This is a genomic window from Streptomyces sp. NPDC042336 (assembly GCF_055581985.1).
In genome coordinates, this window is record NZ_JBVJEA010000054.1 from 1 (window position 1) to 12,696 (window position 12,696).

General features: G+C 65.3%; 8 protein-coding genes and 6 pseudogenes. 5 read left to right on the forward strand and 9 right to left on the reverse strand.

The genetic code is table 11. The annotated features are described in order from the left end of the window. Window positions 1–158: 158 nt before the first annotated feature. A pseudogene (locus ACZ6IM_RS41405) lies at window positions 159–464 on the forward strand (hypothetical protein); the annotation flags it as partial. Between the two features lie 102 nt (window positions 465–566). Here ACZ6IM_RS41405 and ACZ6IM_RS41410 read toward each other — a convergent pair. Further along, window positions 567–782 (reverse strand): annotated as a pseudogene (locus tag ACZ6IM_RS41410) (transposase); the annotation flags it as partial. Window positions 783–1,015: 233 nt separating this feature from the next. Here ACZ6IM_RS41410 and ACZ6IM_RS41415 point away from each other — a divergent pair. Together ACZ6IM_RS41415 and ACZ6IM_RS41420 are read left to right on the forward strand one after the other, a co-directional pair. Further along, a pseudogene (locus ACZ6IM_RS41415) lies at window positions 1,016–1,159 on the forward strand (integrase core domain-containing protein); the annotation flags it as partial. Between the two features lie 221 nt (window positions 1,160–1,380). Further along, window positions 1,381–1,695, forward strand: a pseudogene (locus ACZ6IM_RS41420) (transposase); the annotation flags it as partial. A gap of 226 nt (window positions 1,696–1,921) precedes the next feature. On the opposite strand, the gene ACZ6IM_RS41425 reads toward ACZ6IM_RS41420, so the two are convergent. From ACZ6IM_RS41425 to ACZ6IM_RS41435, 3 genes are all read right to left on the reverse strand, one after another. Continuing rightward, window positions 1,922–2,272 carry a DUF6924 domain-containing protein gene (locus ACZ6IM_RS41425; RefSeq protein WP_319217988.1) on the reverse strand — a complete coding sequence of 117 codons (351 nt, stop codon included), beginning with the start codon at window positions 2,270–2,272 and terminating at the stop codon, window positions 1,922–1,924. Window positions 2,273–2,716: 444 nt separating this feature from the next. Next, complete coding sequence (locus tag ACZ6IM_RS41430; protein WP_319217986.1) at window positions 2,717–4,651, reverse strand: penicillin acylase family protein; 1,935 nt, start codon at window positions 4,649–4,651, stop codon at window positions 2,717–2,719. Window positions 4,652–4,868: 217 nt separating this feature from the next. After that, window positions 4,869–5,483: a GPP34 family phosphoprotein gene (locus ACZ6IM_RS41435; RefSeq protein WP_319217985.1), complete on the reverse strand. Its 615-nt coding sequence runs from the start codon at window positions 5,481–5,483 to the stop codon at window positions 4,869–4,871. A 226-nt stretch (window positions 5,484–5,709) separates the two neighbouring features. On the opposite strand from ACZ6IM_RS41435, the gene ACZ6IM_RS41440 reads away from it, so the two are divergent. Continuing rightward, entirely contained in the window at window positions 5,710–6,297 is a 588-nt protein-coding gene (locus ACZ6IM_RS41440; protein ID WP_052843764.1) for a TetR/AcrR family transcriptional regulator, read from the forward strand. A gap of 740 nt (window positions 6,298–7,037) precedes the next feature. Next, window positions 7,038–7,586 (forward strand): hypothetical protein, encoded by a 549-nt coding sequence (locus ACZ6IM_RS41445; RefSeq protein WP_319217984.1) that lies wholly within the window; start codon window positions 7,038–7,040, stop codon window positions 7,584–7,586. A gap of 917 nt (window positions 7,587–8,503) precedes the next feature. On the opposite strand, the gene ACZ6IM_RS41450 is transcribed toward ACZ6IM_RS41445, so the two are convergent. From ACZ6IM_RS41450 to ACZ6IM_RS41470, 5 genes and pseudogenes are all read right to left on the reverse strand, one after another. Then, window positions 8,504–9,946 (reverse strand): RICIN domain-containing protein, encoded by a 1,443-nt coding sequence (locus ACZ6IM_RS41450; RefSeq protein WP_398918908.1) that lies wholly within the window; start codon window positions 9,944–9,946, stop codon window positions 8,504–8,506. A 361-nt stretch (window positions 9,947–10,307) separates the two neighbouring features. Continuing rightward, the gene (locus tag ACZ6IM_RS41455; protein ID WP_052843761.1) at window positions 10,308–10,532 is read right to left on the reverse strand and encodes a hypothetical protein; all 225 of its coding nucleotides are present in this window, start codon (window positions 10,530–10,532) and stop codon (window positions 10,308–10,310) included. Between the two features lie 76 nt (window positions 10,533–10,608). Beyond that, window positions 10,609–11,331: pseudogene (locus tag ACZ6IM_RS41460) on the reverse strand (transposase); the annotation flags it as partial. Window positions 11,332–11,470: 139 nt separating this feature from the next. Next, window positions 11,471–11,632: pseudogene (locus tag ACZ6IM_RS41465) on the reverse strand (peptidase inhibitor family I36 protein); the annotation flags it as partial. 284 nt (window positions 11,633–11,916) lie between these two features. Next, window positions 11,917–12,351, reverse strand: a complete 435-nt coding sequence (locus tag ACZ6IM_RS41470) for a hypothetical protein (RefSeq protein WP_319218549.1) — start codon at window positions 12,349–12,351, stop codon at window positions 11,917–11,919. Window positions 12,352–12,696 lie beyond the last annotated feature (345 nt).

A 12,696-nucleotide genomic window follows, 5' to 3' on the forward strand; every position in this document is an offset into this window, starting at 1 on the left:
CGCCCTTGGGGCTTGCTTGAGCCGGTTGCCTGGAAAGCGGGCATGGCCGGTTCTGAGGGGGCCGGGACACAGCGATGTGCCCCGGCTACCCGACCGATGCCGTCGGGTGGGAGCTGGTCGCGAACAAGTCCGGCCCGACCCGACTCGGCTTCGCGCTAATGCTGAAGTTCTTCGAGCTGGAGGGCCGGTTCCCCCAGTTCGTGGAGGAGCTCCCGCCGACCGCGGTCGATTACGTGGCCGCCGTGGTCAAGGTGCCGGCTGAGGACTTGGCGAAGTACGACCTGTCGTCGCGGTCCGCGAAGGGCCACCGTACGCAGATCCGCGAAGGGCCACCGTACGCAGATCCGCGAGGCGCTCGCGTTCCGTCCGGCGACCCGGCCGATGAGGAACGGCTGACCGGCTGGCTGGCCGATGAGGTCTGCCCGGTTGAGCTGGTGGAGGACCGGCTGCGCGAGGCTCTGGTCGTGCAGTGCCGCAGTGACCGCATCGAGCCTCCGGGCCGTATCGAGCGGATCGTGGCTGCGGCGCGGGCGCGGGCTGACCTCCAGCTCACGGACCTTCTTCCGCAGAGCCGCGTTCTCCGCCTCCAGCGGGGTCGGGGGCTGGGCCGGTTCCGGCGTCCTGCGTCCCCGGGGCCGGCCCACCCCGGCCGCCCGGACCCAGTTCCGCAGCGTCTCCGGGTTGATCCCCAGGTTGGCGGCGACCGACCTGATCGTCGCCTCCGGCCGCGACTCGTACAGCGCGACCGCGTCCGCCTTGAACTCCGGCGGATAGTTCTTCATGACCACGAGATGTCCGTCCTCAGATCCTCAGGATCCAGTGAGGCTTTTTCAACCTGGCTGACAGGCCGCCGACTATGCCCGGCGGAGTGCTCGCAACACGATGTGGGACTGTGGTGGTTCTGCTGGTCACAGGTCTGTCACCGGCTGACGTGGCCACTCACGGATACGGCCCTGACCAGCACAGACGTGAAGTTGGAAAAGGCTCAGTGTCTCGTGTGTCCAACATCAGGGGTCAAGGCCCCTACACCTCAGACCACGAACGCAGGGAAGCGTTCACCCACTGGCTGCACTGGTACAACTACCACCGACCCCACACCGGCATCGGCGGCCACACACCCGCCAGCCGCGGCACCAACCTCTCCGAACAACACATTTAGAGCCAGTAAGCCGGGCATGACGGTGGGACATGAAGACCTCCGTGCGGAGCAGTCCTGAACAGCTCCATCACCGGAGGTCTTCGCCATCATCAAGTCCCATCGGCATTACGCTCGTGATCAATACAGACGGCGCATCATTCGATTTACCTCCCGACCATGGAGGATGCATCGATGAGCAGTGAGAACGAGGCTGGCCCCGCGCCGTTGAGCCCGCGAAGGCTGTGTCGGTGAAGCCTGTGGGCGGCCCGTTGATCTATGAGTGGGTCGGCCGGGCCCAGGCCGAGGGTTTCAGCTCACCGGCGATGGGTTGCTGCAGTAATTGACCAAGCGTCTGCTGGAGTACGTCTTGGAGGGGACGGGGCAACTCATGCACCGGCAAACGCTCCAAGACGGTGCTGCCCAATGTCGGGCCGGTGCAGATCACCGTGCCCCGTGACCGCAACGGATCGTTCAAGCCATCACCGACAAGGTACTGGAGGGCACGGGCGAAAAGGCAGAGCCGCCCCCTCGGCCCGGTCTGTCCGGTCGTCTTCGTCCGCGCAAGGGCCACGCCCGGCATGACCCTGCGATGGAAGATCGCCCCGAACGCTTTCGACATCACCTTCGACGGCCGCTTCTCGGCGGCCCGCCAGTAGCCCAATCACCGTGGTTACACCACTCGTTGAACACAACCTCCCAAGAAAGGCGGGGTGAGCGTTCTGGCCGCGCCGAGATCAAGAGTGGTAACCCGAGCCGTTCACTGCGAATTTCCCGCCAGGGTCGTCATATACCCCACACTAGATTGGCGTGGGCAAGGTTGTTTTCTATAGTCCATGCATCTTCCACCGCAACTCGAATTCCGCCATCATTGCACTGACTGGGAAATACGGCGAGCAGCTGAAGGGATGGTGTTGAAAGAGTGGTCTTGTCGGCTATGAGCAAGAATTTACTTGTGGGTGCCAACGACGAGGCCTCCAGGGGTGCGAGTTCGCGGTAGGCGCGATCGTTCACGAGGTGAAGCTGCGGGCGGAAGCATGGCTTGGTAATCATTGCATGCAGGATGCCCCAGGCGGCCCTCTCGGTGAAATCAGTGCGAATCAACAGAACGTTCTCGGTCTGCGGTAGACCCTTCATCGTTATCTCTCTTTCGCGGCGAATAATTCATCGCTAGCCACACTGGAACCGACGTACAGCACCCCTCGCACAGGTCCAGGGTGACGCGGAGCCCAGACGCGACACCTCACGGCAGTGGCCGCATCGCCGCAACGTGGCTGCGAGACCAGAGTCACTCACTACTCCAGCTCGAAGCGGGCGCCTGGTTCACTCGTCCTTAAGGCCGTGAGCTTGTTCGGCCAGCAGGGGTACTGATGCCGGTGTCCTGGACGACGCGTATGGGTCCGTCGCCGCCTAATGGGGTCGGGCGCCCTGCCTTGCCATTGTGGGGTGTGCCCGTTGACGCCGAGCAGGTTCCCAACAGCTGGGAACGGCTCGCCGGCCGCGCTCGAGCACCACCTACCGTGGTGCAAGGTCTCCGCACTTGATTGAGCAGCCAAGAGTGTACGTCGGCACTCTCACCGCTCAGGGAGTGCGCAGACGGTCCGCGGCCCACACGGGATACTGCGACTTCGCGGGCGGTGCCGCAGCTTCGGTAATGTTGCCGTAGACGAGGACGCTGTCGGCGGTGGTCCCACCGTCCGGCCGGAATTGCACCAGCGATACCCAGGTGTCACCCAGAACTTTGACGAACCCGTCGGCACCAGGCGCGATCTCGAACGACTTCAGCACGCCCACGACGCCGGAGCCACCGTCGGCGCGAATAGTGTCCGGTGCCTCCCCGAGCGCGGCCACCTGCCCGACGGAGGCGTCGAGCGGCGTACCAATCCCGAGCAGCGTCTTCTTCGCGGTGCGCAGGACAGCCGCTGCGGCAGCAGGGTCGGCCAGACCGGCCGGGACTGTCCCTGCTGCACCGGTCTCGCGGAACAGAGACCTGTCCTCGATCGCGACGACGTTCAACAAGCTCCACAGGTAGAAGAGCACGTAGCCCTTGCTGTCCCGGTGGGCGTGCCGGTCCCACGCGGACAGAACCCGGACTACATCCTGCAGGTCCGCCTCGACTGCGGCGGCCTCGAGCAGTTCGTCGAGGACCACGTCGGCCAGCAGCGCCCGCTTGCTGAATTTCAGACGCAGCAATTCCTCCGGAGTGATCGCGTCCTGAGCCTTCAGCCAGGAGCGGGAGGTATACGGTCGGAAGTCGTCGACCTGGTCAGCGGCAGGCGCGATCGCCGTCGGCCACGCGTCGGCGGACAAGGGGGGATCCGTGTAGAGCCAGGGTGTCTCGTTGCAGTTCTGCACCCATCCGGACTCCGGGTTGATAACCCGGGGCATCGTGTGAGCCGGGTGAACCCGGTCCCAGAGCCATTTCGGGTCGTCACCGGGGAGACGACGCTTGCTGTCGTCGAAGTCACCGTGGTCGCGCACCGGCGGGGTGCCGCAGTAGAGGGCTCCGATCGATCCCCGCGCGTCGGCAGCGATCATGTTGAACAGGGGCAAGGGCCGTTCGTCGTGGAGAGTGAACAGCTCTTCGACGCTGGTGGCGAGAGACATCTGCCACCACCCTTCCAGGGCCGAGGTCGCCGGTTGGTGCAGGACGCCCGCGATGCGCACCGCGACATCGGTGCCGTCGGGTGCGGTCACGACCGGGCCGTGCACGCTGTGCCGCTCGAGCACGGTGACCGGGTCGGAGCCGAGCACCTCGATCCGGTGTTCGGTCACCTGCAGTTCGCACTGCTGGCCGTCGAATTGGTAATGCTTTCCGGAGAGTTCGAGTTCGTAGACGGACATGTTCGGCACTGGGTTGACTGTGTGTCCCCAACCCACTGCCGGGTTGTAACCCATGTTCTGCCAGGGCAGCCCGAGCAACGCAGTCCCGTGGAAGTCCCTGCCCGGGTGGCTGGTACGGAACTCGAAGAACCGTTGGTATCCGCGCCACACCAGGTGGGGATTGATCACCAGCAGAGCGTTCCCGGTTGCGGACCGACGACCGGACACTGCCCACCCGTTGGAACCCATGGTCTGGGTGAAGGCCTCCGGGGGGAACGCCAGTCCTCGGCCGTCCATCGTGGTGAACCGTGCGAAGATGCGGAGCGTCTGGGCCACCACATCCCTGGGAGTGACCGGCAGGATCACCCGGCGGTCGCCGCCGAGCCCGGGGTCTTCCGCGCACGCGGCGTTGAAACCGTCGCAGAAGGCCGTGATCCGGGCCAGCGTCTCTGGTCCCTGCGCCTGCAACCACAGATTCGTCCGGTTCACCAGGCCCAACTGAGCGGTGAACGTGTCCTCGGCCAGGTAGTCCGGTCCCCACAGAGCGGCACTCTCGCCGCGAGCGACCCCGTAGACGTTCAGGACCTGGCGGGCGTTGGTCACCGCCTGGGCGTAGCCGACACCGTAGGTGACGTCGAACTCGTCCTCGCCCACGATCGTGGGGATCGCCCACTCGTCCCAGCTGATCTTCATGCTCGCGTTCCTGTCCGACCCGTGAGTCAGCTGCCATTGCTCACCCGCGGGTGTCGTCCGGTCACGGACGGGACCGGCGATCGCAGCCGCAGCAGCGAATCCGGCGGCGCCGCGCAATACGACCCTTCGAGGGACAGCTTTCTTGTCAGCCATTGGGCTCTTCTCCGTCCTGGGTGGGAGTCCTTGAGGGCGGCTGCCTTCCGTAGCAGTCGCGGAGTCACCAGCCGCTGTTGATGCCGCGCAATGTCGCGACGGACGTCCGCAGGGCCTTGCGGAACCCGGGCATCTCGTTGTCGAGTTCGCTCGCGAGGTGACCGAGTCGCTTGCGGTACCGGACGCGATCGCCCAGCGGGAAGAGGGGATCCACTTCGGCTTCCGCCGACAGAACGGCCATCAGAAGCACCTCGGGCGACAGACTCACGGGGTCACCGTCCCTCTCCACCGCGTCGCGCACCTCCCGGCGGAGTCGTTCCACCGCCTCGACGTCACGGACTCCGAGGCGGGAACCGCCGACCACGACTACGTCGCCGGCGTCGAGCAGCTGAGTCCTGACCACCGCCTCCGCTTCGCGGTAGTTCCGCTGCAGCAGGGAGGGCAGGTGCACCTTGCCCGCCGGAACGTCACTCAGTACCTGGACGAGGAACGGGTCGGCGGGAGGTTCTCCGGGGCCGCGCCCGAGGGCGGCACCGTTGAGTTCGAGCACCCGGCCCAAGGTCAGCTCAGCCAGCGCGGCCGCCCGCATCAGCAGGCCGCGAAAGCGGACCGTCGGGATCTCCTTGTGGGCAGGGTCATAGTTGAGCAGGAAGAGGCACTGCGTCAGAGGCTTGGTCACGTCATGTCCCGCAATCGATCGTCGGCCGACGCCACACGGGCAGTCGACCAGGAGTCTTGGAATGTCCAGGGAAGCGGCGACGCCCGACGTCAGCCACCATGCCGCAGGCACCCGACCCGCATTCCCGCGTCGCGGCTCCTGGTCACAAACTCACTCTAGCACGTTGCGCTAGTACATTGTACTAGTCACATACTTGGGTCGCACAGTGACTGAACGAGGAGGCGGGATGACCGAGAGTCGGCGCGAGCAGATCGTGCGTGCAGCCAGGGAGATGCTTGCGGAGGATCCGGGCACCACGCTCGCCGTCCGCGCCGTGGCCGAGCGGGTGGGCATCGGTGCCAGCACCCTTCGTCACTACTTCCCCAGCCAGCGTGCGCTCCATGAAGCGGTACTCGCTGCCTCGTTCGCGACGACCGCATCCGACCTGCGCATCCGAGACACACGGGTGCCAGCACGTGAGCGGCTCAGTGAATGCCTTCTGCAATTGCTGCCCTCGGCGCAACTGACCGACCTCTCCATGGACCACTGGATCGACACGGTCAGTTCGGTGTTCGGATCCACCGCGAAACCAGAAGCGCGCACGGCATGGGCTTCTTACGTAGTGCAGACCAGAAGCCAGATCTCGGACTGGCTCCGCATCCTCGCTGCCGAAGGGGCGGTCGCCGGCGGCTCGGAGGAACGCGGCGCGCGCTTCCTGCTCACCGTACTCGACGGTATGGCGCTCGGCCGGATCCTTCCGGCCGCGTGCCTCGACCCGGCCGAGGAGGCCGCCGTACTCAACGACGCGCTCACGGTCGTCCTGCGGACCGGCTGAGGTCGTTCTCGGCCCGGCCGAGGATGGCCTCGCGCCACGCGACGCCAGTGGCGCGAGAGAGACACGTGACTGCTCGTACACATCGCTAGCCGCGTATCCCCTGGTCCCCCACCGAAGGCTCGGCCGCCCGAGCGATGGGCCGGTCCGCACCGGTCCAGCGCATCTTGTAGACCGCGTACGCCGCAGTGAACGGACCAGTCCTGGTAAACCGCAAGGACGCCGCATACCGGACGGCGTCGGCGGCCTCCCGCTCGGCTCCCAGCCCGCAGGCGGCCACGACAGCGCGTGCCCCCAGCTCCGCCTGCGTCAGCTCACGGGAGGCGAACTCCTCCAGCCGCTCGGTGATCGTCGTGCCCCGCTCCTCGGCCAGGACTCCCAGCCCGGTCGCACACGTCCTCGCCCGTCTTGATATTCGCCGGCTCGCTCATCCCAGCGACTCTGCCGTCGGCGGAACCGAAGTGAAGCGGGGATGCCGGCGAGGCGGAACCGGTTTGCCGCGCAGGCCCGGCAGACGGATACAGCACGCAGTAGGCGGTTGATGTTCCCGCCCGGCCCGCATCTCCGTCCGCCTGCCATCGGCAGTTGAGGCTGGCGGTGATAGCACCGCCGTGCATGTCATGGGATCTGGGTTCCGGATGCTTGTGTGGGCGGCTGGTCTCACGTTGCGGTGAACGGCCTGTCGGCAAGGGCCGTTGAGCCGGGTAATCGGCGCGGAGTTCGGTGTCTTGACGGAAGAGTGTATGGATCGCGCTGGTACTCCTGCGGACGAGAGCGCGCGCCGGATCGCTGCTTTGTACGCGCCGCCGGGCCAGGACACGTTCACGATCGACGGCCTCGGCCTGGACCACGAGGACCGCACAACACCACTCGCCCGCCACCCCCGCAAGCTGGACGTCTGGGGCCTCCACGTTCAGGCCCTGCCGGAGTCGGCACGTGAGGCTTCACCTCTGCCCTCGACGGCCACGCCGGCCCGGGGCACCCTGCAGGATGTCGCCATCCTCGACCAGCCTGGCCTGCCCATGGCCGTGAGCTGGAACATCGCTGCCATCCCGCCGGTGGCCCTGCTCGTATACCTCGGCTCAGGCCGGCGACGCGACAACCCCGCCCACAGGGTGACGACCTCGTCAGGCCTACCCCCCTGTCCAGTCAGGACCGCGTATCCGATCACCCATTTGTGCCAGCAACCAGACAGCAAAGTCGACGAGGCCGTGGCCCTCGGCGACCGCCGCTCGTCGCCGTTGGCCCTGCCAGCCCAGGTCTCGGCAAGTGCACTGACGGAACCGGGTTGATTGGAAAGTCGGTATCGGTCGGTCGCCGGATACACCGGATACATCTGGCGCGGGGGGTTGTCTCGGGCGACCGACCTACGCCGGAATGTCGGCACGGGGCTGACGCCGCAGTGGACCCGTCGGCCCGAAGCTCCGTGCGGACGAGTCGCCCCAAGGCAACGACTTCATGGCGGGCGAAGACTTACCGACCGCGCCCAGCCGCGGGGTTCTGCTTCTGCAGGCGCCTGCGACCATCATGAGCCGTACTCGCTGTGGTAACGGGCGCGGGACTCCCAGTGGCACGATGCAAGATCGGCGCGGCCCATTGCGGATAGGGGGTTCCTGTCAGCACCACCGCTCGATGATGTAGGGGCGGGGCGGGGTGGCGTAGGGGCGGGGCGGGGGTCCTCGAATGTCCCCGAGCCGCGCAGCCTCTGCGGTGGTGAGGGAGCCGGACGTGGGTCCAAAAGCGGCTCCCAAGCAGGCAGTTCCGCCGGAGACGCGGATTGGACCGGCACTGGGGAGTCGGTGCGCGGGTTCATGGACGTCTGCGGACCCTGCGGCCTCTCCGCTGAAGGATCCACCGCTCGCGAAGGAACCGATACGAGGTTCGTGAGCGGTTCCAAACCAGGTACGAGGTTCGTGAGCGGTTCCAAACCAGGCTGCGACGCACGACTCGTGCCCGGTTTATACTCCCCAGAGTATGGGCGACTTTCATTCGATTGCGGCCGATCGTGATACCAATCGAGCAGGCCGTTGAGGTAGTCCGAATCACGCGATTGAGTTGGAGAACCTTCATCTGACATTTACGTTCCACCTCGTCACTCTTCCGGAGAGGAGGGAGGTCCAATTGGACGACCTTTCGCTCGTTCCCTTCCCTCGGCGTAGCGTCGTCGCACGGGAAGCTTACCCGTATTCCTGGAGCACCCTGCCCTTCATCAATCCTTCACAAAATTCCATTGGTGGTCATCGAGGTCGCTGCACCCGTATAGGGTGATGTTGGCTTGGGCGGCTCTCCTGTCCTTCCTTGCCACGTCTAGGCACTGATCACCGCTTTTCTGGTTGCGAATCCAGTACGTGCCGTTGGGGCGTTTCTCAAACCACCACAGCTGGTTGTCTCTGCTAGTTCCGTCACAGTGATACTCAGTCACCGGTGTGGTCGCTGGAGCAGGTCCGTAGTAGGGCAGGTCCAAACAGAGGTTGTCCTTGGTATTACGGATCAGGTACAGATCTGCCCCGCGGGTGCCGCCGCCGCGAGCGCGGAGCTCAAGGGACCAGTGCTGGTTGTCGCCGGACGCCTTGCATTTGCTGTCCAGGACCTTTCCGTCCGGCCGACCCTTGCCTTCACCCGGCACGTCCAGGCAGAAGCCGAAGTTCTTGTTTTTGATCAGCACCGCCCCGGTGGGAATTTCAGGTTTCTTCCTCTGCTTCGGACGAACTGTCGGCTCCGTCTCCGGTTTCGACTTGAACTCTGGCTTCGGCTTCGGCTCTGCCTTCGGCTTCGACTCTGACGTCGGCTTCGGCTTCGGCTTCGGCTTTGGTGACACGGACGTCGAGGACGAAGCAGAGGGCGAGGAAGAGGCCGGCTCCGGTGACATCAGCGCCCCGGGCGTCGAGGGAATGATGGGAGCCGGCTTGAGATTCATCGGCCTCTTGCCCGGAAGTTCCTCCGTTCCCGCCGCTTGTTTCTGGTCGCCCCCGTCACCTGATCCAGCGCTCCCCACGGCCACCAGCGAGCCGACCACGATGGCCGTCACAGCGATGGCCACCGCCCCGACGGTCAGGGGGCGCCCAAGCAGTCCTGGGGCCTCGTACTCGTCATCCGACTGCGACAGTGCGCGCCTGGGGCCCGGGGTGCTCCGTGACGTCGCAGCAGGGGGTGCCAGGGCCGTCGTGCCCTGAGAACCCACCCGATGTGACGGGACATTGGCCTCATGATCGAGATCGTGGGCGTCACCCTCGAACACCGCAGCAGGCGGGTCGTGCTCCGTATGCCCATCCGGCTCGGCAGGCCCGCTCGGTTCCCTCTGATGGTGCTGCTCGACAAGTCGGCTGGAGCCGTCCGGAGCAACCTCCACAATGGCTACGTAGCCCTCCGCCGGATCGGAGATGGCAGCCTGGACTGAGGCGTCCCGGGTACGCGCATACCCATGCAACGTGTCGAGGATCGCGACATCGAGTGACTCGCCCGGCACTACGGGCACCGGCTCGCCGTCAATCACAGCGGACCCGTCGCTTGAGATGACGACACCGAAGAATGCGGACGCCTCGACGTCCTCCTCACCGTTCACCGGCACGCCGGAGTCAGGCGCGGCCGCAGAGGCAGGAGAGCCGTATTCGGCGACCTGCTGCTCGGGTTCATCTCCCCGGTTCATGATCATCCCTTCCTCAACACTGTCGGTGGGTGGCAGGCATCGCCCAGGTCGGAGTGCGAAAAGCACTAAACAGGTTTATATCGGGCATCAAAATGTTCTGGCGTACCTTGCAACGAGAGTGGGGCGGGAACAGTTCAACCTCACGAACGGTGACAGCCTGAGTGCAGGGGGTACCAAGTCTGCGAGCACAGAGGGACATCGAACAATCGCCCGCCCGGCTTGCGCGTACGGCATACGGGGACCGGGTCGGGATCACCGCGACGGGAAAGGCACTGCGGTCAGCCGGTGCACCACCTGGCGTGGGCCCCAGACATCTGCCTCGGATCCGCCCTGCATGCAACAAAGTGAGCACGCACGGGTATCGCCTTCATTCCTCACGCATGATCAAGCCATCATTCTCCCAATCGGAAACTGCCAGTTCAATCTCGGAACGAATAACTGTCTCGTCGGCTTGCCACAGAAATGCTATCTCGCGGGCCGCCATGCGAACATTTCCGCCGCACTGGCGCAAGGCGATCCACATTGCCGTCCTGTCGGTGTCGTAGATGAAGGGCCTGCCGTCGGGTGACAGGCGTAGAATCAGCTCACCCACGTCTGTCAGCCTGGCAGTAACTCCTGGCGTTACTGTTATGCGCATGTCTTCCAATTTCCACTAGAGGAAACGTCCACGCGGCAGCGATGGCGGTCATGCGGTTGGGACTGCAGCGGGCTCTGCGGAAGATGCGCCAGGACTTCAGTTGCGCGACGCTTCGTTCGACGGGTGCTCGTGCCGCCGACAGGGCCCGGTTGATCGTCCGTTGGGTCGGGTTGAGGTCCTGATGCGGGAGCCGTCTGATCGGTGTGGTCACCCAGGGGCCGGCGCCGATGTAGGCACGATCGGCGAGGACGGGCACGCCCTGGCGTTCGCAGATCCGGATGATGCGGTAGATGCGGGCCGCGGTCAGGTCGTGGGTGCGGCCGGACAGAGCGGGCGAGAGCCACAGCAGGTTACCCGCGGGATCGGCGACGACCTGCACGTTTACTCCGTGGCGGCGGTGCTTGTGGGAGAAGTCGGCCCGGCTGTCGCCGACTCGGTCGCACTCGGCGAGCGTTCCGTCGAGCAGGACGTGATCAGGATCGGCTTCCCGCAGGACCCGCAGCAGTCCGGGCGCCCGGCGGGCGAGGTGGTCGACGACGGCGGTGACGTAGGCGTGGACAGTGCCGACGGATATTCCGAAGCCGGCGGCGATCTGCGTGAGCGGGTCATGCCGGCGGAGGTAGATCAGGGCGACGAGAGCCCGCTGGTGCGGCCGGAGCTTGCAGCGGCGGTCACCCTCACGGGTGACGATGAGCATGGTTACCCACTCGACCAGGGCATGAGGGAGGTCGAGTGAGGCAGGATAGGGAACCAACGAGGCTCCTGCGCGGATGAGTTGAGACGTCGAACATCTCCTTCAACGGCACAGGAGCCTCGTGCGTTGCGGGACGCCGACCGGTCACCCGATCAGTGGCCACTCTGAAAGACCTCAGTCTCTCGCTTTTCGGTTCACGTCACGGAGCTCCGCAGCCACCATATTCAAGGGAGGTCACCGCATTGTCGAAGCCGAACAGCAACTCCTGCTTCTCACCAGGCGGAACGGTGAAGCGGTAGCCCTGATAGTTGGCATCGGTGTAGATGCAGACAAAGTTGTCGGCACGGTTCCACACTGAGCTGACCCGGTCGTTCTATGCGTAGCCGATATTGGGGTTGTCGACGCCGTATTCAAGTTGCAGAACGTCCCCGGTGATGTTGTGTCCGTCGAAGAGTCACATCTTGCCACCGGCACAGGCAGGGGTAGAGCCGGCCGACGCGACTCCAGAGGCCGCCAGTACGGCAGCCGAGGCGACCACGACTGCTCCGACGAAGGCCGTCCTGAGTTTCACCATTGCGTATTCTCCTTCGCTTTGTTGCTGGGCAAGTGGACGTGTGCGTCCGCGCCGCGACCGGGCGCTGCAGATCAGCCGCTCGCAGGGTCAGGCCTGAGTGAGACTGGGCCGACGGCATCGCGGTGCAGAGCGGCTGCCTGGTCGAGGAGCCGACGCAGCAGGTCGGCGGGCAGGTCCCCGCCGCCGTGCGCGGCCGCGAGCACGGCCCGCGTAAGCCGGGTCTCGTTGGCTTCGTGCCGCCAGACAATCGCGCTGACCCCGCACTCGATGACGTCGAGCAGTTCACTCATCCCCATCGACCTGACGACCAGTACGGCCCGCGAGCCCTCGCTGTGTACCAGGCGGCGCAGCCGGTTCAGCACAGCCTCGTTCAGCACGTCCTCTACGAGCAGTACGACCGTGCCGGGGCCCGAGGCGTTCCCTGTCCGGAGTTCGATCTCCGGGTGCCGGTACAACTGTCTGATCGCGCCTTCGCGCAGGATCGGGTCGAGGGCGTGCACTGCCACGGGTATCCGCTCCGGTGCGTCGGCCGTGCCAGAGCGTGCGGTTCGCCATGAGCTTTGCAAGCGACTGCCTCCCATGTCCACAAAACGGTTACCTCCGGGAAACCGATGACGGTTGCGCCGTCCGTTGTGCAGCGGACGGACGATGCCAACCGTGAGGCATCACGCGGGACGGCAACATAAGTCAACAACGGGTCCGGACAGGCAACGGTTCAACGGTGCCCGATCCCGCCTTCGGACAGTGAGCCCTTTTCAACCTGCTTCGAGTGTGCGGCTGTTGGGCTGACAACGTGGTGAAGCCCCTGGTAGATGGGTTTTCGACCAAGAGAACCGTCTCCACCAGAGGCT

What these genes read in the sequence shown, in the direction of transcription:
- ACZ6IM_RS41425 (WP_319217988.1), bottom strand. Translation starts at nt 2,272, where the DNA reads ATGAAGGGTCTACCGCAGACCGAGAACGTTCTGTTGATTCGCACTGAT.
- ACZ6IM_RS41430 (WP_319217986.1), bottom strand. Translation starts at nt 4,651, where the DNA reads ATGAAGATCAGCTGGGACGAGTGGGCGATCCCCACGATCGTGGGCGAG.
- ACZ6IM_RS41440 (WP_052843764.1), top strand. Translation starts at nt 5,710, where the DNA reads ATGACCGAGAGTCGGCGCGAGCAGATCGTGCGTGCAGCCAGGGAGATG.
- ACZ6IM_RS41445 (WP_319217984.1), top strand. Translation starts at nt 7,038, where the DNA reads ATGGATCGCGCTGGTACTCCTGCGGACGAGAGCGCGCGCCGGATCGCT.
- ACZ6IM_RS41450 (WP_398918908.1), bottom strand. Translation starts at nt 9,946, where the DNA reads ATGATCATGAACCGGGGAGATGAACCCGAGCAGCAGGTCGCCGAATAC.